This window comes from Acetobacter tropicalis (genome assembly GCF_001580915.1).
Taxonomy (GTDB): domain Bacteria; phylum Pseudomonadota; class Alphaproteobacteria; order Acetobacterales; family Acetobacteraceae; genus Acetobacter; species Acetobacter tropicalis.
In genome coordinates this window covers 1-22,111 of record NZ_LHZQ01000208.1, presented here as the reverse complement: position 1 = coordinate 22,111, position 22,111 = coordinate 1, and the positions used below count along the sequence as shown (strand labels likewise).

At 58.1% G+C, this 22,111-nt stretch carries 24 protein-coding genes; 7 read left to right on the top strand and 17 right to left on the bottom strand.

Annotated elements, in window-relative coordinates:
- Positions 1-28 precede the first annotated feature (28 nt).
- Positions 29-301 (bottom strand): hypothetical protein, encoded by a 273-nt coding sequence (locus tag AD944_RS09380; RefSeq protein WP_035378501.1) that lies wholly within the window; start codon positions 299-301, stop codon positions 29-31.
- 493 nt (positions 302-794) lie between these two features.
- Between AD944_RS09380 and trhO the strand changes: the two genes are divergently transcribed.
- Positions 795-1,811, top strand: a complete 1,017-nt coding sequence (trhO, locus tag AD944_RS09375; RefSeq protein ID WP_045542727.1) for an oxygen-dependent tRNA uridine(34) hydroxylase TrhO — start codon at positions 795-797, stop codon at positions 1,809-1,811.
- A 109-nt stretch (positions 1,812-1,920) separates the two neighbouring features.
- On the opposite strand, the gene AD944_RS09370 is transcribed toward trhO, so the two are convergent.
- From AD944_RS09370 to AD944_RS09335, 7 genes are all read right to left on the bottom strand, one after another.
- Positions 1,921-2,124: a helix-turn-helix transcriptional regulator gene (locus AD944_RS09370; RefSeq protein ID WP_035378372.1), complete on the bottom strand. Its 204-nt coding sequence runs from the start codon at positions 2,122-2,124 to the stop codon at positions 1,921-1,923.
- Positions 2,121-2,513, bottom strand: coding sequence for a hypothetical protein (locus AD944_RS09365; protein WP_061474833.1), 393 nt, complete (start codon positions 2,511-2,513; stop codon positions 2,121-2,123). Before AD944_RS09365 ends, AD944_RS09370 begins: the two co-directional genes overlap by 4 nt.
- 334 nt (positions 2,514-2,847) lie before the next feature.
- Entirely contained in the window at positions 2,848-3,054 is a 207-nt protein-coding gene (locus AD944_RS09360; RefSeq protein ID WP_035378370.1) for a cold-shock protein, read from the bottom strand.
- A gap of 184 nt (positions 3,055-3,238) precedes the next feature.
- Positions 3,239-3,856 (bottom strand): hypothetical protein, encoded by a 618-nt coding sequence (locus AD944_RS09355; protein WP_145912855.1) that lies wholly within the window; start codon positions 3,854-3,856, stop codon positions 3,239-3,241.
- Between the two features lie 112 nt (positions 3,857-3,968).
- Positions 3,969-5,489 (bottom strand): phage terminase large subunit, encoded by a 1,521-nt coding sequence (terL, locus tag AD944_RS09350; protein WP_045542701.1) that lies wholly within the window; start codon positions 5,487-5,489, stop codon positions 3,969-3,971.
- Positions 5,437-6,291: a hypothetical protein gene (locus tag AD944_RS17430; RefSeq protein WP_236709243.1), complete on the bottom strand. Its 855-nt coding sequence runs from the start codon at positions 6,289-6,291 to the stop codon at positions 5,437-5,439. Before AD944_RS17430 ends, terL begins: the two co-directional genes overlap by 53 nt.
- A 6-nt stretch (positions 6,292-6,297) precedes the next feature.
- Entirely contained in the window at positions 6,298-6,705 is a 408-nt protein-coding gene (locus AD944_RS09335; RefSeq protein ID WP_061474828.1) for a hypothetical protein, read from the bottom strand.
- A 722-nt stretch (positions 6,706-7,427) separates the two neighbouring features.
- Between AD944_RS09335 and AD944_RS09325 the strand changes: the two genes are divergently transcribed.
- Positions 7,428-8,819 carry a PQQ-dependent sugar dehydrogenase gene (locus AD944_RS09325; RefSeq protein WP_045542704.1) on the top strand — a complete coding sequence of 464 codons (1,392 nt, stop codon included), beginning with the start codon at positions 7,428-7,430 and terminating at the stop codon, positions 8,817-8,819.
- Here AD944_RS09325 and AD944_RS09320 read toward each other — a convergent pair.
- The 6 genes from AD944_RS09320 to AD944_RS16770 form a co-directional block, all read right to left on the bottom strand.
- Complete coding sequence (locus tag AD944_RS09320; RefSeq protein ID WP_045542705.1) at positions 8,816-8,995, bottom strand: hypothetical protein; 180 nt, start codon at positions 8,993-8,995, stop codon at positions 8,816-8,818. The two genes, AD944_RS09325 and AD944_RS09320, sit on opposite strands and share 4 nt — an antisense overlap.
- Positions 8,996-9,187: 192 nt before the next feature.
- A complete protein-coding gene (locus AD944_RS09315; protein WP_045542706.1) occupies positions 9,188-9,667 on the bottom strand; it encodes a lysozyme inhibitor LprI family protein in 480 nt (159 codons plus the stop codon).
- Positions 9,668-9,722: 55 nt separating this feature from the next.
- Complete coding sequence (locus AD944_RS09310; protein ID WP_236709244.1) at positions 9,723-10,250, bottom strand: hypothetical protein; 528 nt, start codon at positions 10,248-10,250, stop codon at positions 9,723-9,725.
- A 162-nt stretch (positions 10,251-10,412) separates the two neighbouring features.
- Positions 10,413-11,093, bottom strand: a complete 681-nt coding sequence (locus tag AD944_RS09305; RefSeq protein ID WP_179946487.1) for a hypothetical protein — start codon at positions 11,091-11,093, stop codon at positions 10,413-10,415.
- 2 nt (positions 11,094-11,095) lie between these two features.
- Positions 11,096-11,893: a hypothetical protein gene (locus AD944_RS09300; protein WP_045542707.1), complete on the bottom strand. Its 798-nt coding sequence runs from the start codon at positions 11,891-11,893 to the stop codon at positions 11,096-11,098.
- Positions 11,890-12,333 carry a hypothetical protein gene (locus AD944_RS16770; RefSeq protein ID WP_145912857.1) on the bottom strand — a complete coding sequence of 148 codons (444 nt, stop codon included), beginning with the start codon at positions 12,331-12,333 and terminating at the stop codon, positions 11,890-11,892. Before AD944_RS16770 ends, AD944_RS09300 begins: the two co-directional genes overlap by 4 nt.
- A 408-nt stretch (positions 12,334-12,741) precedes the next feature.
- Here AD944_RS16770 and AD944_RS09290 point away from each other — a divergent pair, with 408 nt between their 5' ends.
- Positions 12,742-13,455: a LexA family transcriptional regulator gene (locus tag AD944_RS09290; protein WP_045542708.1), complete on the top strand. Its 714-nt coding sequence runs from the start codon at positions 12,742-12,744 to the stop codon at positions 13,453-13,455.
- Here AD944_RS09290 and AD944_RS09285 read toward each other — a convergent pair.
- A complete protein-coding gene (locus AD944_RS09285) occupies positions 13,418-16,126 on the bottom strand; it encodes a M16 family metallopeptidase (protein ID WP_045542709.1) in 2,709 nt (902 codons plus the stop codon). The two genes, AD944_RS09290 and AD944_RS09285, sit on opposite strands and share 38 nt — an antisense overlap.
- Before the next feature lie 392 nt (positions 16,127-16,518).
- Here AD944_RS09285 and AD944_RS09280 point away from each other — a divergent pair, with 392 nt between their 5' ends.
- Positions 16,519-18,258 carry a Hint domain-containing protein gene (locus AD944_RS09280; RefSeq protein WP_045542734.1) on the top strand — a complete coding sequence of 580 codons (1,740 nt, stop codon included), beginning with the start codon at positions 16,519-16,521 and terminating at the stop codon, positions 18,256-18,258.
- Between the two features lie 39 nt (positions 18,259-18,297).
- Here the strand turns inward: AD944_RS09280 and AD944_RS09275 are convergent, their stop codons facing one another.
- Together AD944_RS09275 and AD944_RS09270 are read right to left on the bottom strand one after the other, a co-directional pair.
- Positions 18,298-19,023 (bottom strand): LysE family translocator, encoded by a 726-nt coding sequence (locus AD944_RS09275; RefSeq protein ID WP_035378355.1) that lies wholly within the window; start codon positions 19,021-19,023, stop codon positions 18,298-18,300.
- Between the two features lie 122 nt (positions 19,024-19,145).
- The gene (locus AD944_RS09270; RefSeq protein WP_045542710.1) at positions 19,146-19,325 is read right to left on the bottom strand and encodes a hypothetical protein; all 180 of its coding nucleotides are present in this window, start codon (positions 19,323-19,325) and stop codon (positions 19,146-19,148) included.
- A gap of 492 nt (positions 19,326-19,817) precedes the next feature.
- On the opposite strand from AD944_RS09270, the gene AD944_RS16765 reads away from it, so the two are divergent.
- The 3 genes from AD944_RS16765 to AD944_RS09255 form a co-directional block, all read left to right on the top strand.
- A complete protein-coding gene (locus AD944_RS16765) occupies positions 19,818-20,120 on the top strand; it encodes a hypothetical protein (protein ID WP_145912858.1) in 303 nt (100 codons plus the stop codon).
- 222 nt (positions 20,121-20,342) lie between these two features.
- Positions 20,343-21,587 (top strand): FAD-dependent oxidoreductase, encoded by a 1,245-nt coding sequence (locus tag AD944_RS09260; protein ID WP_045542712.1) that lies wholly within the window; start codon positions 20,343-20,345, stop codon positions 21,585-21,587.
- Positions 21,587-22,111: c-type cytochrome (locus AD944_RS09255; protein ID WP_248845816.1), on the top strand; the 525-nt coding region annotated here is incomplete at its 3' end. The genes AD944_RS09260 and AD944_RS09255, both read left to right, overlap by 1 nt.

Genomic DNA, 22,111 nt, shown 5'->3' with positions numbered 1-22,111 from the left:
TGACGTGGCGAGAAAAAGGAGAGCCGGTTCAGGCCTTCTTGTTTTCTTCTTCTTCGTCTTCTTCATCATCCCAGTCATCATCATCGCCTGCTTCGAACACGAGTTCGACGGTGACAGTGCCGGTGGTGTCGCCGTCCTGAAGGGACTTTGCGTCGGCTTCAGCTTCTTCCTGTTTTTCGTACAGTTTGGCTTCGTTGGGGTCTTCCAGCCATTCATTGGTGGGGTCCCAGAAGGTGATTTCCCCATCATTGTCTTCGCGCTGGATCAGGTAGCCTACGACAACTTCATCGGTATCTTGCATGGTCGGTCCTTTCTGACACTGCTCTTCTCCATATGAAGCATGCCGCGAAAAAGAAAAGAGCTTCATGACAAGATGGTGACAACGCAGGCCGGCACGCGGCGTTGCAGGCGGGGGTGCAAACAGGGCGCGGGCTGGCTTTTTGTGGCGTTTGGGCGGCTGTTGCCTCTTGTCCTGCCCATGGGCGGAGGAGTAAGTCTGGGATGCCTTTTGATGGCCTGACGTGACCCTGATTGCAGCAGGGGCCGGCATGTGCCGCGCCCGGAGTGGCCTGCAATCCTACCAGTGGATAGTTGTTGCCGTGACTGACCCCAAGAACGCCCCCCATGCCGACCCTGCCTGTGGAACCGCGACCACACCGGCGGCTGGCCCTGCTGCGCGGACGCCTGCCAGCAGCACTGGCGTGGCGGCTGCGGTATCTGACGTGACGCCGGATGGTAACGCGCGGAACGGAACGGCGCACGGGACGCAGGGTGATCACGCTGGTGAGCAGGACCTGCCCTTCTGTGTAGCGGCGCTGTATCGCTTCACCCCCTTTGAGGATCTGCCTGCATTACGCGAGCCCTTGCAGGATGTGTGCGTGGCCAACGGCGTAAAGGGCACGTTGCTGCTGGCGCATGAAGGCATAAACGGCACCATTGCTGGTACGGATGAGGGTATTGCCGCAGTGCTTGCCCATGTGCGCGCCATGCCGGGCTGTGCGGAGATTGAGGTCAAATTCTCCCGTGCGCCTGCCATGCCGTTTTTGCGCATGAAGGTGCGGCTGAAGAAAGAGATCGTGACCATGGGGGTGCCGGGGCTGGACCCTCGGTCTGACGTAGGCCATTACGTGCAGCCGGAAGACTGGAATGCCCTGCTGGAAGACCCGGACACCATTCTGATTGACACGCGCAATGACTATGAAGTGGCGACCGGCACGTTTGTTGGGGCGATTGACCCCAAGACAAAGACCTTCCGCGAATTTCCGGACTGGTTCCGCACCCACCGCGAGGAACTGCTGGCCAAGGGCCGCACACCGCGCATTGCCATGTTCTGCACCGGGGGAATCCGGTGTGAGAAAGCCACGGCCTTTGTGAAGGCTGAAGGGCTGGATGAGGTGTATCACCTTCAGGGCGGTATTCTGAAATATCTGGAAACTGTGCCGGAAGAAAAGAGCCTGTGGCGTGGTGAATGTTTTGTGTTTGACCAGCGTGTGACGGTCAAACACGGGCTGGAGCCGGGTTCTCTGGAACAGTGCCATGCCTGCCGGTCGCCACTGACTGCGGAAGAAATGGCCTCCCCCAAGTATGAGCATGGGGTAAGCTGCCCGCATTGTTACGATGAGCGGGATGAAAAGCAGCGCGCCCGTTATGCCGAGCGGGAACGGCAGGCCAAACTGGCTGCCGAGCGTGGCGAAGCGCATCTGGGTGCGGAAATGGACGCAATCCGTGAGCGCAAACGCCGCGAACGGGACGCGGAAATTGAACGCCAGAACATGCTGCGGGACATGGCGCTGGCCCGCTTGCAGGAGTAACGCCCAGCAGCCTGCCCTACCGAAAGATGAAGGACTGGGACTGAAAAAAGGCAACAGATCAAGATATCTTCGGCCTGCGGACGAAAGCGTGAGGCATGATACTCAGCGCCTAGGCCTCTTCTCCGTCATATTCAAAAAGGTCTTCTATTGGCTTGCCGAAAAAGCGGGCGAACCGGAAGGCAAGCGGCAGGCTTGGGTCATAGCGGCCTGCCTCTATGGCGTTGATGGTCTGCCGGGAAACACCAAGCTGCGTGCCCAATGCTTCCTGTGACAGGCCGCGTTCCGTACGGAGCGATCGGATGATGTTTTTCATCCGTAGCGCCGCTTGGCGACAATCATACCGACACACCATAGCACCGCCATAATCCCCCAGACCGAGAACATGGAAATCTTGGCAAACCCTACTGTTTCTAGAAAACCGTAAGAGAACGTCAGCAAGGCAGTGCCTGCAAAGGCAAAAGCAAGTGCTTCAAACTGAATTCTGCGTTGCAGTTCATCCATGCGCCCAAACTGCCGCAGGATGACCCAACAGAATCCTGCCCCGGGCACCATAGGCAAAAGCGCCATAACTGGCTGCCAAGACGCCCCCACCGCTCCATAATCAAAAAGGCTCATAACCAGAAAAACCGTGAGGGCATACATCCCCAAACAGAGACTGAATTCAGCCAAATAGCGCTTTTTGGCCTTCATATCGGTCAGCATGACTTTTCCTTTCATGTAAAGAACACTTTACACACCATCTTGCATCAAGATAGAAATGTAAAGCTTTCTTTACACGATTCGGGACAGAATAGTGCCACACACACCGGATAGGGTCTGTTCAAGCTCTTTTTGAACGCCAGCAGATGCAGAACTGGCTCAGGATTTTGTGGAAAAACAGGAGGATTTAAAAACTGGGGGCGGAGCATAAGGCTGAGGAGAGACGTGACACCCTGCACAAAAAACATTCCGTGATGATGCGATTGGCGAGAGGGCATAAAAAAAGCCGCCCCAGAGGGCGGCTTTCTCTACATCACGCATGTGAGTTAAAGCAGCATTATACCGCTTTGATGCTCACGGCTGATGTTTTGCCGTTACGGCCAGCTTCAAGCTCGTAAGAAACCTGCTGACCTTCCGTCAGGGTGTGCATGCCAGCGCGCTCAAGTTCAGAGATGTGAACGAACGCATCTGCTCCCCCGCTGTCGGGCTGAATGAAACCGAAACCCTTTGTGGGGTTAAACCATTTTACGGTGCCTGTTGCCATAACAAGGCTCCTTCTCAAACAATAGCGGTCGTGCACAAAACACACACGAAATCATAACTTTTAAGGAGAAAAAGAAACGCAACATGCGTCAATAACTCGGATAAAAGCACCCGCTGACGCCTTGATGCGCCGATGTAGGGACGAATGCAAGGGAAAACTTACCAAAGCCGGGCTGGTCTATTTTTCAGGACGACAGCGGTTTGGGCAGCGAAGCGATAAAGGCATCGAACGCTTTGAGATCATACCGGCCTGGGTTCACAGCAACAAGCGGGATTTTGAAATCCTCGGGGAGCCCCCATTTTACGCGCGTGGGAAAGACTGCCTCAAGGGCGCTATACCACTCGATAAGAAACCGTTGCAGGCGGAAATGGAGGTCGAACCGGGAGCGTGTGCGGGTGATATCCGTTTCCATTTGATGCCGTGCGGTAGAGGCATCAATGGGTTTGACAAGGACCATATCAGCAAAGCCAAGCTGGCGTTGCGCTATGGCGCGCCGGGTTTCCTGCAAAGAGAACTGCCAGTCTGCCTCCTGTTTTTCACCAAGCTGCCACAGGCCCCAACTATAATGGAGCTTCAACGGATCTGTATCGCAAACTGCCATGCCTTTGGAGGCTTCAAGAGCAAGAGCGTTACGCCAACGCTGGGTGTTCCACTCTACCCAATATGCAGCGACCTCTGGCCCCTCCAGCGGCTGGTTGTGCCGGTCCGCCGGGAAGGTTTCTGGCAAGAGGGTATCACCCGCAGCCTGACAGCACCATGTGGTTTTTCCTGCGGCACTCATTCCTTCCACAACCACAATCACGCACGCGCCCTCTTGGCTTTGATTCCGTTTCTCTAAATGCCACAGCCATGGAAGAGGAAACAAGAGTTCTTGATTTCCAATTTTGTGACAAAGAGGTTTCCTATTTTCTTTCTCAAATTCGTGCCAGAAAAGTGCGGTTGAAGCTGGGGAGTGGTGTGGTTTCCGTGAGCGCCGTGAAGGCTCCGGCGGCGGCATCCACCTGATCATCATGTGCGGCAGCGGGGAATGCTGCGAGTTCTTCCAGAAAGGCTGGGGTCCATGGTGCGCGCAGGGCGATGACATTTCCGGCGTTGACCTGTGCGGCCAGAGGACCGGCGCGGGTAGCTTTATCTCCACTTTCGCGCACGGTGCGGACACGGTAGCCCGCCAGTCTGCCGGTGAGGTAACGGGCCTGCGCCACGCCTACCTGTCCGGGGTCCTGGGGCAGAATGATCTCGGTTTGCGGGCCGTCCTGCGCGGCGGTGGCGAGGATGGCGGCTTCAACCTGTGCGGGGTCTCCGCGCAGGCGGGCGACATCCGCCACGCAGAAGCGGCCATCTGACAGCCGCATCATTTTGACGCCCACCGTCCAGTCCGCATTCGGGCGCGTGCTGGCGCGCGTGGCGGCCAGATCCCACCGGCGGACGGTGGCTTTGCCAGACATGGGGGCCGGCGCGCGATCAGTCGTGAAAGGGCGGGTTGGATGAGTGGGGTCAGGTTGAGTGGGGAAAGACCCTATTGGAATGGCATCCACCACGGAAATGAAAGCTGTTTTGAACAAAGCGCCTTCTGCTGGCGTGGGGTTTTGCTGATAGAGCGCGCTCCACTCCCGCGCGCCAATGGCCAGACGGATGTGGGCGAGGTCTTCTGCCGGGAAGGCCTGCGGCCACAAAGGTGCGCCAATGGGACGACCCAAGGCATCCTGCGGGCCAGCGAGGGCAGGAAGAGAAAGAACATCCCATGCCTCGCCCGTGTTATTCTGCATGTCATCCAGCAGGCGGCCTGCGAGATCATCCGGGGACCAGCGGGTCATGACCAGCACGATGGCACCGCCGGGCATAAGGCGGGTGCGCAGCACGGCGCGATACCAGTCCCACACGGCGGCGCGGCGGGTTGGGCTTTCCGCTTCCTGCCGGTCTTTTATGGGATCATCCACAATGGCGAGGTGCGCGCCCTTGCCTGTCAGGCCGCCGCCAATGCCCATTGCGGCATAAACCCCGCCCGCGTTGGTATGCCAGACATCACGCGCGGCGCTATCTGCCGCCAGCGTGACAGAAGGGAACAGAGCGTGGAAGCGGCGGGAGACCACAAGGTTACGCACATCACGCCCGAAATCCTGCGCCAATGTGGCCCCATAGGACGCGGATATGACCTGTTTATGGGGGTGACGCCCCAGATACCATGCCGGAAAACGCCTGCTGACAAGCTCGGATTTTCCATGCCGTGGGGGCATGAACACCATCAGCCGTGTGATAGCCCCACATTCCACGGCATCCAGTTTCTGACAGAGCAGGTGGTGGTGGGCTCCGGACTGGTAGTCCGGCATGGTGTAGCGGGTGAAATCAAGCAGATTCTGGCGTGCGTGACTACGGTTTTTCAGTTCAGCCTGTGCGTTCTGACTGACCTGCCTGTGCAAGGGCACTGAGTTCATCATCCGTGAAATCTTCAAGACCTTTGCGCACAACCGCGTTCATGGACAGGCCAGAAAGTTTGGGGTGCAGGTAAGGGGCTGCCACCTTTGCGGCATCGAACTGTCGGTCCGTTATGGTCTCGTCCCCCTGCATGACACGGGTGAAAATTTCCAGCGGCGTGACGGGCGGTGCAGCCGATGGAAGAACCGCAGGCGAAGACGCGAAGGGAGCGGATGGTTCAGCGAGTGGCGGTTGTGGTGGTGGAGCGACGGTCTGCGCGGGTGATTGTGGAGTGGGCGGCGCTGGTTCCGATGCCTGGGAACGTGAGGACGGCTGGCGGGAAGCGTTTTTTGTGGGGCGAGTGGAGAGTGGCGCGGAGACGCGGGCTGAGGCTGAGGCTGAGGCTGAGGCTGAGGCTGAGGCTGAGGCTGAGGCTGAGGCTGAGGGAATGGTGGGGGTATCGGGCTGCAGAGGCAAGCGTGGAGACGAGCCCTTGCTGGGCGGAACAAGGGAACTGGGCCCGGAAGATGCAGGTTGAAGAGATAAGGAGAGATCAGGACCGGCAACGGGGGGGTGTGGCGCGCCTGTCGTTGTGAAAGCGGGCGTGGCTGCACCAGAGTGGGCCGAGGTGGTGGAACGGGTTGTTCGCCGTTTGCGAGGGGCTGGCTTTTTGGTGGGAAGCTGTGTGGCTGGTGCGCCGTTGGGGAGAAGAGATGTGTCTTCCCTTGTCTGCATGGCGGGCGGCTGTGGTGAAAGGGTTGCCGGATGGGCTGGGGGGTCTTCCTGCAAAACGGAGGGTTCCGGGTTTTTCCGTGATAAGGCCATGAACAGTCAGGAAAATACGATATGGAGCGGATGCCGGGGCAGCCGGACATGCGAGGCTGCCAGAGCGTAAGGCGCTTTATGCGGTGTTTCCGTACGGCGCTGGAGCAGTTCCGTTGCCAGAGCGGCGCGGGCGTGGCGGAAGCAGGAATGGCTGAGAGTGCCTATTTTCTGCATCCCCTGCCCTGCGAGGCGGCGCACCGGGCGGCATTGCACGACATAATCCCCCATGCAACCGAGGTGCAGGCCATCCTGCCACGGAAGGGGGACATCCGCGCGGTGACGGGGAGCCCCCGCGGGCTGGAGAGGACAGAGCAACAGGTGTGTGCCCTGATGATGCATGATAACCCAGCGTGTGTGGGAGGTTCGCACAACGTCTCCACACGCAAGGGCCGCAGGGGATGCAGACACAGGCATGCAAACTCCTGAAAAAACAGAGAGCGGGGCAAGGGGAGCGGGAGGGCTCCGGGCGGCTTTTTTGTGAGGATGAGTGGTTTCTAAGACTGACCACGCGCGCTGGCAAACAGATTTGGGCCGGAGAGACTCTACCCCGCAAGGAGGCGATTTCCGTAGGACGGGCAATTGACAGACGTGTGATAAGAAAACAGGTTTTTGTGTTTTTTCTAACAGTTAGGGTAAAGTTTGTTTCGGTTTGTGCGGGGGAGACGGTGCGTTTCTTTGTTATTACACAGATAAGTGATATGCGTTTTTTATATAAATAAACATAATGACCTCAAGCCCCGCACAAGAGGGTGTTTGATATAACACTGTGGACCAACCACAGGATCTGAAGCCCACTCCCTGCCTGTCTCTCCCACAGGCATGCCGGGTTTAGCCCCTTGCCCGGCAGTCACTTCCCGGCTTTACACTGGCGCGTTTGCTCTTCCCTCCTTCTGCTGGGCGCGCCGGTGTAACAGCTCCAGGCCACGCTGCATTTTGTCTTTCCCCTTGAAGACGCAGACGTGGCCTGGCGTGGGTGCTTTTTACAAGAGCTGTGTGGAACGCAATGAGAGAAACACCGTTTACGCTTCATTCTTTTTCTTTCAGTGCCCCATGAGGCTTACAGGTGCTCGGACCCCGTTTTACCCGGAAGGTCTTGATGCGGCTTGGTACGGCACCCTGCAAAGGACGCAACCATCATGAATCGAACAAGCCGGTATCTTCTGGCGGCGGGACTTATTGTTCTAGCTGTGGGAACAGCCACATATGCGCTGGTGATCCGGCCGGAACGCGCGCAGTTGCCTGTAGGTGCGGGTGAAGGAACCCGCCCCAAACTGCCCCAGCCCAACGCCACCTTTATCCCTACCGTAAACATTGCCCGCCCCATTGGATGGAAGGACGATGAAGCCCCGCACCCCACGCCGGGGCTTGCCGTAAAGGCGTTTGCCAGAGGGTTGAACCACCCGCGCTGGCTGTATACTTTGCCAAATGGGGATGTTCTGGTGGCGGAAACCAACGGCCCCGGCACGGATGCCCCCAACCTGAAGATGCGTATTGCCAAGCTGATACAGGGCATGGCAGGCGCGGATACGCCAAGCCCCAACCGGATCATGCTACTGCGGGACACAGATGGAGATGGTGTGGCGAATGAGCGCAGCGTGTTTTTGGACAAACTGTATTCTCCCTTTGGCATGGCGCTGGTGGGAGACAGTTTTTATGTGGCAAATGCCAATGCCATCTGGCGTTTTCCGTATCAGGAAGGGGAGAAATCCATTACCGCGCCGGGCACCAAGGTGGTGGATCTGCCCGCTGGGTATAACCACCACTGGACCAAGAATATTCTGGCCAGCCCGGATGGGCAGTATCTGTATGTAACGGTAGGCTCAAACAGCAATGTGGGAGAAAATGGCCTGCAGGCGGAAGAAGGCCGTGCCCGCATTAACCGTGTGACGTTGGCCACGGGCGAGATGGCCCCTTACGCCACCGGCTTGCGTAACCCCAACGGGCTGGCATGGGAGCCGCACAGCGGCGCACTATGGACGGCTGTGAATGAACGGGATGAAATTGGCAGCGATCTGGTGCCGGATTACATCACTGCTGTAAAAGAAGGTGCTTTTTACGGCTGGCCCTATAGTTATTATGGCGGCCATGTGGATGAACGCGTGCAGCCACAGAACCATGATCTGGTCAGCAAAGCCGTTGTGCCGGATTATGCCGTGGGGGCGCATACGGCATCTTTGGGGATTGTGTTTGGACAGAGCAGCAGTTTGCCAGAAATCTGGCGTAATGGGCTGTTTATTGCCCAGCATGGCTCCTGGAACCGCAGACCGAAAAGTGGCTACAAGGTTGTGTTTGTGCCTTTTCAAGGTGGATTACCCAGCGGGCAGCCGGTGGATGTGCTGACGGGTTTTCTGGCCCCCAATAAAAAGCAGGCCCATGGCCGACCGGTGGGGTTGGCGCTGGACCACGCCGGGGCGCTGCTGGTGGCCGATGATGTAGGCAACGCCATATGGCGGGTAGCCGGGGTGCCGGAACAGGCGCAGCCGGGGCAGACAACCAGCCCCGAAACCCAGCCCCAGATGCAGCCTTAAGTCTGGGGATGATGGGCAGCTGTGCGGGCGACAACGGCATTGGCCTCCCGCACGGCACGGCCTTCATCTCCCGTGCGGTCCAGACATTCGTTTGCCACTTTGGCCCAGAGAGACTGGAGTGTTTCCGTTGTGGCCTTGTGAGTATGGCGTATAGCGTCTTCAGCATTCCAGGGCATGAGGATTCTCCGTGAGTGAAAAAAGAGGCGCGTTGGCTAGACCCTTACTTGAGGTGGACTCAGGCATTTTTTAAGGGTGAAATCGTAGTTTTGAAGCCTCCCTTCTGGGATCTGGTGGCGTGGAGAGAAAAACCCAACGTATGCCTCCATAAGAAGATCCGCCCGCCAGACCGGACTGACGTTTCCGCAGCCTTATCTGTTATGGGAGTTATCGTCCGGGAGGTCGGTCTCTGGGCGGGGCAACACGGGTGGGGTACTATCCTGAAACGTCAGCCAGTTCTGCCATATGGTGTAAGTGCGCTGGCGGGTCAGGCGTCTATCACACCCCAGTTGCATCATGACCCGGATTGTACCCTGCTGCCAGTTTGTAAATACGGCCCTGCATTCAGCATCCCGATAAGCCTTCCATGCGGTTTCTGAGTGCTGGAAGGCTTTCTGGCTCTCTTTTAAAACCTTTACTGTGTCATCATCTTTTGTATCGGTGATCTGTTTCTGAAGAAATGCAAGCGCGGCCTTGGCATATTTCTGATGCGTTGCTTCGTCCTGCGCCAGTGCATCGCCCTCACACTGGCTCATCTCAACCGTGTTGGTACCCAGGCATGAATTTGCGGCTGCATGCGCCTGTGTTGCGCATAGGAACGCCAGAGCAGAAAGCACTGCGAAGCGGGACATATGGACCCCTTTCACGACATGAAAAGCCTTGGGCCAGACTAGCGCTTGCGCTGTGCTATGGCGAGGGCAAAGTGGCGGACGCGGCTGCCTTGCGCGCCATGCGGGCTTGTTTGGCGGCCTTGCGGGCGTTTTCTTCGAAGGCTTCCAGTTGTTCCAGCAGCAGGGCGCACTGGGCGGCAATCTTGCGTTGGGCGGAACTGGCGGAAAGCTGCGGGAAGAGTGCTGCCCCCATGGCGCGGAAAGAAAGTTCATCCACCAGCATCATACGCAGGCGTTGGTGGGCGCACAGGCCCAGGGCTTCCCGCACGCTGGTGATACGCGCCACGGCTTTGCCGCGCACCATCTGCCAGGACACAGCATCATGCTTTGTCAGAGTGCTTGTGCGGTGATCCTGTGAAAACTCCTTGTAGTCACAATAGCCGAACACATAATCCTGATACCAGCGTTCAGCGGCATCTGCGGCGGATTGGGTGATGTCTCCGGCGTTTAAAAGCGCCTGTACGGTGCGGCGCACACGCATGGGATGTGTGCCCACAAACTCCGAGCGTGCCAGCCGTTCCGGCGTGGGTGTGATCTCGGCCATGAGAGGGGGGCATGGGGAGTGTGAAGACGGTCTGCAGGTGCCGGATTTTCTGATTGCCATGGAAAACTCCTTTTCTTTTTGTGTCGTTTTTTATTCTCTCTGGCGAGAGATGTTCTCTGTTGGACGGGTAAGGCGTGCTGGCTGAAGGAGCTTCCTCCTGCATTAAGGAGAGGGAAAGGCCTGTGCGGGCTGAGGGCGGACTGCGAAAGGACTGGTAGCCTCCCCAACGGGACGCAGACGGAGCAATGCGCGGCATCCTTCCGCATCTCGCCTTATGGTTTCTGAAAATGGAAGTAACAGGGTGCGTAATTCATTGGGGCTGGGCCAGCGGGCCCCGGTAGGATAGCCGTTGCGGGGTGGCTGCCGTGCCCATGCCAGACGCGCCTCCCGCCCCCATGCACCAGACGGGATATCACCACATACCTCAAAAATGGCGCGGCACTGACTGGCGGCGGTCTCTGCCCCCGGTGGATTGGTGACAAGTTGGCTGAGTTTTTTCAGCCATGCTGCCACATGCAGTTCTGTAACGGGCTGAAGGGCGTGCTGCACCTGCGCCCAGTGCAGGCGCACGGCATCCATCATGCTTTGCGGCACATCCCGCATGGTAAGTGGCACCCCTGCGGCATGCGCAGCAAACACGGCACGTATGGCGGGTTCAGCGGGTCTATAGCGCGCGAGAACCGGAACGGTGAGCGGTTGTGGCGTTTGAGAAAATGCTGCGGTTTTCTCTTCTTTTTTCCGGGTGTCCTGCTTCTTGAGGACGGAAGACGGGCTTCTTAGGGCTTCTGCACACACATGGCGGGCGGCCTTAGTTTCCGATGAGGCTGTGTGGGGAGATTGCATGATTACACTCCTTCCAGATCAGGCACGTTCTGCCATGCGGCAAGGCGCTGGGCATGGGTGGACGATGTGTGCCCAACCGGCTGGGCACGTTCCGCCACGCGGGCCCGCACTTTGGCTTCCACCCATGAGACGGGTTCGGCTGGTTTGAAGGCCGCACATTCGCCCAGAACCGCCAGCAGGCAGGCGGCATCATCATGCAGCATTTTCAGCCATTTCCCCATCAGGGCGCGGGTTGAGCGCTCTGGCCGGCCTGTTGCCTTCTGCAAAAAAACCAGACCATGTTTAAACAGATGCAAACGGACATCATCGTTCGGCCCGAACGCAGTGAGGGTACACTCTGCTTCTGACTCTGCTTCTTGGTGTTTATGGGGTGGGCTTAACCCCTCCCCTGCCCCCATGTCCTGCACGGAAAACGGAGCAGAGGGTGGCGTGGAACGTGCGGTCTTCAGGCTGGGGTTGCCACCTGTGCGCCCCCAAGCCGCTCCTTGATCTGACGCGGCTTTATCCCGCAGCAGGCGGCGGCTGTATACGCACCCTTCCGCAGTGGTGCTGAATACGCCAGCCTCTTTCAGTTCAGCCATCAGGCGCGTGATCTGCCGTTCCGCCACGCCCAGCATAAGGGCGAGATGCCGCGGATGCAGAGGGCGATGATTGACGCAAAGATGGCCGTAAGGTTCGCCCTCATGCATCAGGCACAGCAGGCGCATCCAGAGGCCCTGTGCAGCCAGAGAGCACAGACGCAGTGCCGGGTCGCGCTCATAATCCTGCCACCAGAACTTGGACCAACGACGCTTGCTCATACGGCCCCCTTTGCAGGAACGAAGGACAGGAACACCGTGTGATCAGGGTGAGTGCGGGCCGCGTGTGCGGGGCCATGTGATGGGGCCAGAGGGTCTTCAAGCGGGCTGAGGGGGAGATGCGTCGGCTCGGCCGGCATTGTCTGCCAGCGTTCCAGCCCGCGCCACAGGCCGCGCATGGCGATGGGATGACCGGGAGGAAGCGGTCCTGCATCACGCAGGGGATCGTTCCACTCGCCCTCATCCGTTTCAGAGGGTGTGGGGCAGACGCGGGCGTTTTCGTACCGCATCAGGGCCTGTCTTACCCCTTCCATGCACCGGCCAGTGTGGCGACCGATCTGCCGCAGGGAGCGACCGGCGCGGCGCAATGCCACCATCTGCCCGAGCAGGGCCGCACTGGTGCCCGGACGGGCTGCGGCCTGACAGGCAGCGTCTGGCTCCATGGGGGGATGAGACGACTCGGAGAGGGATTTATCACACCTGATAGGCATCACAACAGGAGCGGTGTGATTTATCCTATCTTCCGCAGGGAAAGAGCCTAGCTGTGACTGCTGTGAAGACGGCATGCGCGTGAAAGAACGATTTCTGCCGGGGATGACAGAAGACCGAGAGGAGACCTCGGAAGAATGAGGGGAAAGGGCTGAAATATGAGAGAAAGAGGTGTGTTTTGCACGCACAGACTGAAGAACAGACATGGAGGCTTTTCCGTTATGAAAGCTGGTCAGGAGCCCCCGGTCTTGAGGTGGGAGGCTTAAGGGCAACGCTAGTGTGACCAGTCACACTTGGTCAAGCAGAAATGGTGTGATATATCCCTTTTGATCTTGCTTCGTTCTTATGGGATACCTCCCCCTATGACACGCTCCCCTGTTGCTGAAGAACTTGAACGGCGCATGGCGCTGCTGGGCCTGACCCAGAAGGCCCTGGCCCGCAATGCGGGCGTGGGCGATACCTACGTGCGCGATATTCTGAAGGGAAAATCCCGCAATCCGGGCGGCGAGAAGCTGGAACGGATTGCGGCCATGCTAGGCTGCACAGCGCGGGATTTACTGTTTCCTGCCCATGCACGGATGATGGGGGAGCAGGATAAGCCCGCCCGTTATTCCCCCCCTGCGGATATGCCAAGCGTGTGTGTGGAACTGAACCCGCCCGGTTATGTGGCCGTGCCGTTTATCTCTCTGCGGGCAGGCATGGGTGGCGGCGGATATGTGGAAGACCAGCTTCTGGGGCGCCCCAAGTTTTTTGAGGAAGAGTTTGTGCGCGGCACCCTGCGCGCCCACCCGGCGGATTTGCGGGTGATAGAAGTTGAAGGCCAGTCCATGGAGCCCATGCTCAAGAATGGAGACATGGTGTTGGTGGATACCCGCAAGGTCTCCATTATTGAGCCGGGCATTTTTGTACTGTTTGATGGCGATGGCGTGGTGTGTAAATGGGTTGAGCGCGCGCATGAGGCCAGCGAGCCCATGATCCGCATCAAATCTGAAAATCCGCGTTTTTCTCCTTATGAAGTTCCGGCTGATCTGGTGCAGATTATTGGCCGCGTGGTGTGGTTTGCCCGCCGGCTGTAAAGGCGGCTGGTGTGGGCGGTTTGGGGCCATACACAAATGTGGACAGGCCATCTGGTTTCACCTCCTGCGCAAATACGGTGCGTATCTGCTCCGGGGTTGTTGCCGCTATGGTTGCGGCGTCCTGATTGGGCTGGTTGAGGGGCAGATCATGGCTCAGCAGAAAAAGATCGCGTCTGGCAATGCCGCTGAGCGATGACGTGCTGAAGGGCTGCGTGCGCAGATAACCGGCCTTGACCCGGTCCAGTTCCGCCGTGCTGACGGGATGGGTCCGCATGTCCTGAAGTGTGGCGCGTATCAGCGTTTCCGCCAGCGGGACTTTGGCGGGATCAGCCCCGAATGTGACGCTGAATGACCCACGTGTCTGATCCACTGATGCAGCACTCCCCACCGTATAAACATAGCCGGTTCTGGCCCGCAGGGCCTGGTGGAGGCGTGAGGAAAAACCACGGCTCAGGATCAGGTTGCCCAGATCAAACTGTGCGGTTTCCGGCTGGCCAAGCCTGAGACCCGATGACTCAAACAGTTGCACCTGATCCTGTGTTCGGCCCTCGCCATCCATCTGGAAGGTGGTGACGGGGGCATCCGGGACGGGAGGCAGGAGAACCTCCGGTTTGGGGCCTGTGGCATGCCAGTTTCCAAACGCGGCCATGACAGCCGCTTTTGCGGCATCGGGTTCGATATCGCCAATGACTTCAATGACAGTCATGTCCGGGCGATAGGCTTTTTGGAAAAACGCCAAGACATCGCTTCGGCTCAAGCTACGAAATGTCTGAGGTGTTGGCTCGCGCTGTGCGGGATCATCCTTTGGCAAGACGCGTTCCATTACGGCGCGCCGCATGGCATAGGCTGGTGTTTGCTGGACGCCCTGCTGCGCAACGGCCAGCTTTTCCCGCCGTGTGATGAGGTCTTTCTCCGGGAAGGCCGGATGCAGTTCGGTATCGGCCAGCACTGCAAGCGTGGGGATGAAATCCTGCGTGTGCGCGCTGAGCCCGAAGGCAGAACCAAGCGAGACCGAACTCCCGAGATCCCCCACTGTTTTGGCGATACTCAGCCGGTCATGCTGGGCCGTGCCATACAGCAGCAATTGTGCCGTGAGGGCTGCAATACCCTCTTTCCCAACAGGGGCTTGCAGCGCCGGATTGATGCGGACCTGCCCGAAGAGCAGCACGGTATGGGACTGATGGAAGGGCCGCACAATCAGCCGAATACCGTTGGGCAGAGTAGAGATAAAGCGCGGCAGCGGCCAGTGGGGCACGGGCGGCATGTCCAGAACGGATTGGGCCCAATCGGGCAGAGGCACCGGACCTGTGGGCGTGCGGGCAAAGGATTCTCCGCCAGAGTCCCCTTTATCCTGCACGGGTGGGATAGTGCCCTGCGGTAGCCACACCTGCGTGATGGCGTGGTCCGGGTCCAGATAGCGGGCAGCGAGGGCATTGACCTGCTCCGGCGTGACGGCCGCGTAGGCTTTTGTCAGCACATCCGGGCTGCTGACACCCCAATCTGCTACGGCGGCGGTCCAGACACGGGTTAACCCCGCAATGCTGTTTCGTTCAAACTCGGCTGCCTTGATGCGGGCCCGTTTGGCGGCGTCCACCAGATCAGCCGGAATACCGTGAGCACGATAATCGGCCAGAACGGCCCGGAGTTCAGCCTGATAGGGAGTTGGGTCAGCGCCACGGGGAAAAGAAATGGACGCTGTGATGGAGCCGCGGGAGGGATAGCCCTGATAGAGAAACGCCGTGCCCAGACTTTTACCGTCCAGCCCCAGAATGCCCAGCTTGCTGCGACTGTTGGCAATAGCATCTGCCATAACGATCAAGGCGGCAGCATCTGACCGGCGCAACCCCGGAGCACGCCAGCCGATGGTAATACGCCCGATTGCGGAATCCGTTGGCGCGGTCAGGGTGCGGGCAGTGGGAAGAGCGTGGTCTGTGTCTGTTGGTGTGCGGACTGGAACAGGACGGGATGGTACGGCGCCAAAAGCTTCCCACACCTGTTTGAGGGCTGCCGTAGGTTGCACATCTCCGACAACAAACAGGATGGCGTTATTGGGAGCGTACCAGGTCTGATAGAACTGGCGCAGGCGGTCCGTGGTTGTGGCGTCAAAAGACTGGCGCGTGCCCAGAGGAGACCATGCAAACGGCGTGCCATCATAAACTGCGTTTTGAAACTGCTCCCGTGCGCGAAACTGGGACAGGGAGCGGTCTCTGGACACTTCCTGTTCAATGGCCCCGCGTTCCCGCGCCCATTGGGCCGGGTCAAACGAGAGCGCGCGCATCCGATCCGCTTCCAGATGCAGGATAACGCCCAGATCAACAGGCGCGATATTAAACTCGTATTGTGTCTGCTCATAGGAAGTGGAGGCGTTGGCGTTATTGCCCGTGGCCTGACAGAGACGTGTGAGTTGATCACTGCTGAGCGTGGGCGTGCCACGGAACATCATATGCTCCAGCGCATGCGCCGTACCGGGAAAATCGGCTGAAGCGGCACTGGAACCTGTCAGATAGATCAGCCGCGTGGCCACCATAGGCGCGAGTGCATCTCGCACGATAACAACCCGCAACCCGTTGGGAAGGGTGGTCTGCACCACCCCGTCTGCCGCCAAGGCGGGCCCGGCCCAGCCAATTGCAGCCCATAACACCCCTATCTGAAAGTGTTTGATCCAGCGCATGACTACCCCCCTTGCCCGGCCCACCTAACATCGGCCACCAACGGAAGAGTATCTGAATTCTGTTATGGTTTTGTTGCTGCCCGTAGCCTGAAAACACATTTGTGATCGTGGCCAATGCGATGGGGGTAAAACCGGCCTTTTCGTGCGGCCTGTTTCTGATTTTAGGCCGCGCCATCTTGTGGTGACTAGCCTTAGCTGCCCGCGCGCTTCCAGAAGAGTGCGCGTGGGAAGACGCACTTTTGCTTTTGCTTTTCTTTTAAAGGTTCCCTCGAAGTGAGGCTTTTTTAGGTTTGGAAAAATTAAATATATTTAAGGACCAAATTACTCCTGTTTGTCACGTTTATTTGATAATGATGCAGAAAGCGACTTTTGTTAGGAAAGAATTCACGTCTATGGCGATTTGGGTTGGCACAAGCACTACGATCAATAAAAACTGGTCAAATAGTGCAAACTGGACGGATCTAAAGGGGTATCAGGCAACTGAACCCACAACATATGAAGACATTACGTTGAATAATGATGCTGTGGTTGGGCTACCTGCATCTTTTTCTACGTCAGGCACACTCACTGTTCACGGCAATGCCACACTCAACAGCGCAGCCAACGGAAGCAGCCTGACTTTTAGCAATGCCTCTGTGGCTTCGGGTAGTAAGCTGACACTCAATGGTGTTTCCACCAACTTTAGCGGGGGGGCCACCGGGGCTGGTTCCATTACCTTGGAGAACGGAGCGTCCCTGAAAAGCTCCAATGGTAAAGTCATTGCCCCTACGGTTGTTTTCAAGCAGAGCGCGGATGCTTCTGGCACGGTTCATGGCAACACGTTGACTATAGATTTTAATGGAGCAACGGCTGATCAGATTCCCTCCATTCAGAACCTGAGCACGTATGACAGGATTGTTATTGCCGGAACTGGCTCTACCACCACGAATCTGAGCCTGACGCCCAACGGAGATGGAACGTATTCCCTGATTGGAACCATTCCAGGTTGGGGAAACAAGATTGTTGTGTTCTCCAAGTCCGTCACGCTGGCGGGCAAGCTGACCCCGAGTGACTTCACATTCCCGCACGATGGCACGAACACCATGGTGGCATGCTTTCTGGCTGGCAGCATGATCCGCACACCGGCGGGCGATGTTGCGGTTGAAGAGATCCGTGTGGGCGATGACGTAGTGGCTTACGTAAACGGTGACGCCGTAGTGCGCCCCGTTGTGTGGGCCGGGCGTAAGCGCGCCACCGTGCAGACGCATCTGCCAGATGATGAAGCCGGGTATCCGGTGCGAGTACAGCAGAACGCCATTGCGGACGGAGTGCCTTACAAGGACATGCTGGTGACACCCGACCACTGTCTGTTTTTTGAAGGCCGGTTTGTGCCTGTGCGGATGATAGTAAACGGAAGCTCGATTTTTTATGAGCGGAGTGTTCTGTCTTACGATTATTACCATGTTGAGACAGAGCAGCACTCCGTTATCATGGCTGATGGGATGCTGACGGAAAGCTATCTGGACACTGGAAACCGGCCCAGCTTTCAGCAGGATGGAACGGTGGCGCGCCTTGGCAGCCGTGCGCTGGACTGGGCGAAGGATGCTGCGGCACCGCTGGCGGTTTCACGCGCGATGGTGGAACCGCTCTTCCACGCTCTTGCCGCGCGGGCGGGCGGTACCACACATGGCACGAAGGCTGTTACGCAGGATGCAAACCTGCACCTGCTGACCAATACGGGGGCTGTGGTGCGGTCTCTGCGTGAACAGAACGGCCGTCCGGTGTTCCTGCTGCCCGCAGGCACGCGCCATGTTCAGGTGATTTCCCGCGCCAGCCGTCCGGCGGATGCGATTGGCCCGTTTGTGGATGATCGCCGCCTGCTGGGCGTGCTGATTGCTGAGGTCACGCTGCTGAATGCGCGTGGGCAGCATACTGTGCGGGAGCATCTGACAATGGCTGAACTACCGGGCTGGTATGGTCAGGAAGAAGCTCCCATGCGCTGGACCAATGGCCATGCCCATCTGCCGCTGACGGGTTTGCCAGAAGACAGCCTTGCACAGAACGGGCCAACCCTGCTGATGCTGGAAATTGTTGCGGGAGGCCCTTATCTGGTGGAAGCCGCTGGCCAGAAGCTGACCGCGCACTGCGCCTGAGCTTTAATGCCCACTGACACGGTGGGCATTAAAAGAGCGCTACAGCCGACCGCGCAGCAGGACACCACCGAAACCCATGAAGACAACGCCGGTTATGCGATCAAACAGTTTGCGCAGATCCGGCCGTTGCAGCATGCGGGAGAGGCTGGTTCCGCCAAAGGCGTAGAGACTGTACCAGAACAGTTCCAATGCCAGAAAAGTGAGGATCAGCACCAGAAACTGTGGTGCGCGTGCCTCATGCGGGGAAATGAACTGTGGGAAAAAAGCTGTTGCAAACAGCAACAGTTTTGGATTGCTAAGCCCCACAAAAAATCCATCACGCCACAGAACACGCATGGAGAGATGGGGGTTGGCCATGGCGGCGGAAAGTGTTTCTGCACCGCCATGAGAGCCCTGCTCGGCAGGCACCAGAGAGACGCCGGTATTTTCTGATACGCCGCTCCCCTCCTGCATGGTTGCTGGTGCATCTTGCGGCACGGCCCCTGCCCCACGCCATGCCTTGATGCCCAGATAAACAAGATACAAAGCGCCTGCCACACGCAGCACACCAAACAGATGGGGGGCGGCTGTCAGCGCGGCCCCCAGCCCGGCGGCGGAAAGGCCAAGCACCACCACCAGCGCGCTCAGGCAGCCGGCCATGGTCATGGTGCACCGCTTGATCCCGACCTGTGCGCTACGGTTGAGCACATGCAGCATGTTAGGCCCCGGAACGGCACAGAGAAAGAAAACGATACCGCTAAACACCCACCATACATGCCAGGACATGCGCTGCTCTTTCCTGTTTTTGCATATTGAAAGCGCATCGTATCGCACAGTCTGGAAAAATGCCATTTCCATGCGACATATGGGAGAGAGGATGGCCCCCTTTTTCTGAGAGTAGGCTCTTTTTAGAACAGGGCGCGGTCAGGAATAGTGCCTTCATCGGGCGTAATATTGGAGACACTGCTGTTCAGAGAGAGCTTTCCGTCCGGGCCGGTCATATCTCCGCACTCGCAACCCGACAGGAGAGGAGCCACGGCAAGTATAAGCAGGGCGAGACAGAGCGTTTTTTTGTGTGTTCGGGTCATTTCTGTTCTCCCTTCAGGTTTTACAATATGCCCTACGGCGGCAACGCTTTCCCTGCGTGCAGGCCCGTTTGGTTGCGGCGTCTGCCAACAGCCTGGGGGTATCTTGAGGGCCTTTCTTGGAGTGTTTGAGCGGCCTGTATAAGGGAGCGCCTAAGTAAATCAATAGAATAAACGAAATTTTTTAATCATTATTTTATATGTATTTATAACTCCAATTTATGATGAGCATTAACTTCAGAACAAAAAACTTTTCTATTCGTTGAATTGCTCGGATGTCATAAGGCATACAGGCTCTGCCAGAACGGCTTTTATCGCCTGGAGAATAAGGAGTGTCTGGCTGCTTATACCGAAGACAGCATAGCCTATGATCTGCGTCTGGCAGACGATTGGCACGGTTTTCTCCCTCTTGCGGCAGAAGAAGAAACGTGTGCGCAAGGGTGGTCAGCTTTACAGAACAACGCCCTTCCCCCTTTTTTCCTGAACGTGAGACGGATGATGCCGCCAAGCAAAATAGCCCCCTTACGGGATGATTTACGCCACAAGCCTCTGCCGGGCACAGCAGCCTTCATACAGGATCAGGCGGATCAGGATTGCCGGGATCTTGCGGCCATAAGTGGGCTTTTACGCAGGACCTCTACCGGGATCACCCCTATTCTGCAACGGTTGACCTTCAGGACCCTGCCGCTGGCGGCGCTGGAGAGTTGCACCCTGCTGGATGCGCTGGCAGAAGAAATTGACCGTGACGATGTTACGACCGTGCAAGACCATGCCGAGGCGCTTTGCGCGGCACGGTAGACTGAACCGGGGCTGAACGGAAGAAGGAGCCTATCACGGGCGCGTGCTTGGCGCTTCGGAAATTCGTTGTTTTTCCGCAATTTTTTTCTTGATGAACAATTCTGGAATAATCCTGCTTTTTCGCTCTTGCGTTGTGCTCGGGATAAGGGAATTCTGAGCGGAACAGTGTGGCCGGAACGGCTTCCGGTTTGTGCAACCTTTCGGATGTAAAGACCCCCTATCTTGAAACGAAGAGATCTGTTTGCGGGCTCACTGGCCCTTGGCGCACTGGCGGCGCGCTCTGCCTGGACCTCCATTCCGGCGGCGGCTCAGGCCCTGCACCGCACCGCCCCACCGGGTTCCGTACCGCACCTGACACCCATGCGGGTGCATGCGGACCAGATTGCGGATATCAAGGTCTGCCTGCGCCCCTTCCGCCCCATGGGGCCACGGCTGGATGTGGAAAAGATTGGCGATAAGACAGTCATCCACAATTACGGCCATGGCGGCAGTGGGTGGTCTCTGTCCTGGGGGTCGGCTGATATTGCTGTTGGCAAGGCTGCCGCCACGCTGGACAAGAAAATTGCCGTGATTGGCTGCGGGGTAATTGGCCTGACCTCCGCCCTGACAGCCCAGCGCGCCGGGATGGATGTGACCATCTATACCAAGGATCTGTTGCCGCACACGCGCTCCGTACGGGCGAACGGAAGCTGGACGCCGGATTCCCGCGTGGCGCTGACCAAACCGGCAGGGGACGCTTTTCCGGCCCTGTGGGAGCAGATGGCCCGTTATAGCTGGAAAACCTATCGGGATTATCTGGGTCTGCCCGGCAACCCGATTGATTTCCGGGATAATTACATCCTCTCGGACATTCCATTTGACCAGAAGCATTTCCCGCCGCCGCAGCCCGGTGCCGGGGATTACAGCACCACGGGCAAGCCGCAGCACACCTCCGAATTTGCGGATTATGGCGATCTGATCCGCGATATTATTCCAAACCCTGAGGAGATTGACCCGAGGGACAACCCTTTTCCCGTAGCGCATGCGCGGCGGGCGAACATGATGATGTTCAACTTTGGGGCATACGGGCATCTGCTGTTGTCTGAATTCTATCAGGCTGGCGGAAAGATTGTGATCCGTGAGTTCCATAACCCCGGAGACCTGAAGAGCCTACCAGAGGACGTGATTATCAACTGCCCCGGCTATGCGGCGCATGACTGGTGGCAGGACAAGACCCTTATTCCCGTGCGGGGGCAGACCACCTGGCTACCGCCGCAGGCTGATGCCCTGTATGGCGTGGAGTATAAAGGAGCGGCCCTGCTTTCCAAAACCGATGGGGTAATGGTGCAGGCGCTGGATTTCAGCCATACGCTTGGAGAAATGGTGGGCGTAGGCAACAGTTTTGAACATGCTGACCGCTCTGAGGCGGAAAAGGCGATCGGGATATTTGAGGATCTGTTCGCGCGCATGGGTAAGGAGCACGTCTGATGCGCATGATGAAAAAAATGCGTCCCGCCCTGCTGGGGGCCATGGGCCTTGCGGCACTGGTGGCCGGAAGCATGACCGTGGGCTCGGCACAGGCGGCCCCGCATGGTGCGCGGGTAAAATCCGGCACATCCGCAGGGCTGCCTGCCGCCAGCTATACCGCCGAACAGGCGAACCGGGGGGCGGAAACCTACAAGGAAGCCTGCGCGGTCTGCCATGGCCCGGCGCTGGGTGGTGCGTTTGATGCGCCGCCACTGAAAGGCCGGTTTGTGGCCAACTGGTCTGACGGGCCACTGAGTGACCTGTTCACCTATATGTCCGGCGCGATGCCCCTGTCCTCCCCCGGTGCGCTCTCGGCTGAGGACAACGCGGATATTCTGGCGTTCCTGCTCCGTGAAAACGGTGTTGCTGCGGGCAAGACGGCCCTGCCCACCACCGCAGCGGCACTGGGCAAGGTGCGCTTCCCCATGGTGGATGTGCAGAAGCAGCCGCCTCTGGCCCCGGAAACCACGCCTGGCACCGCGCCA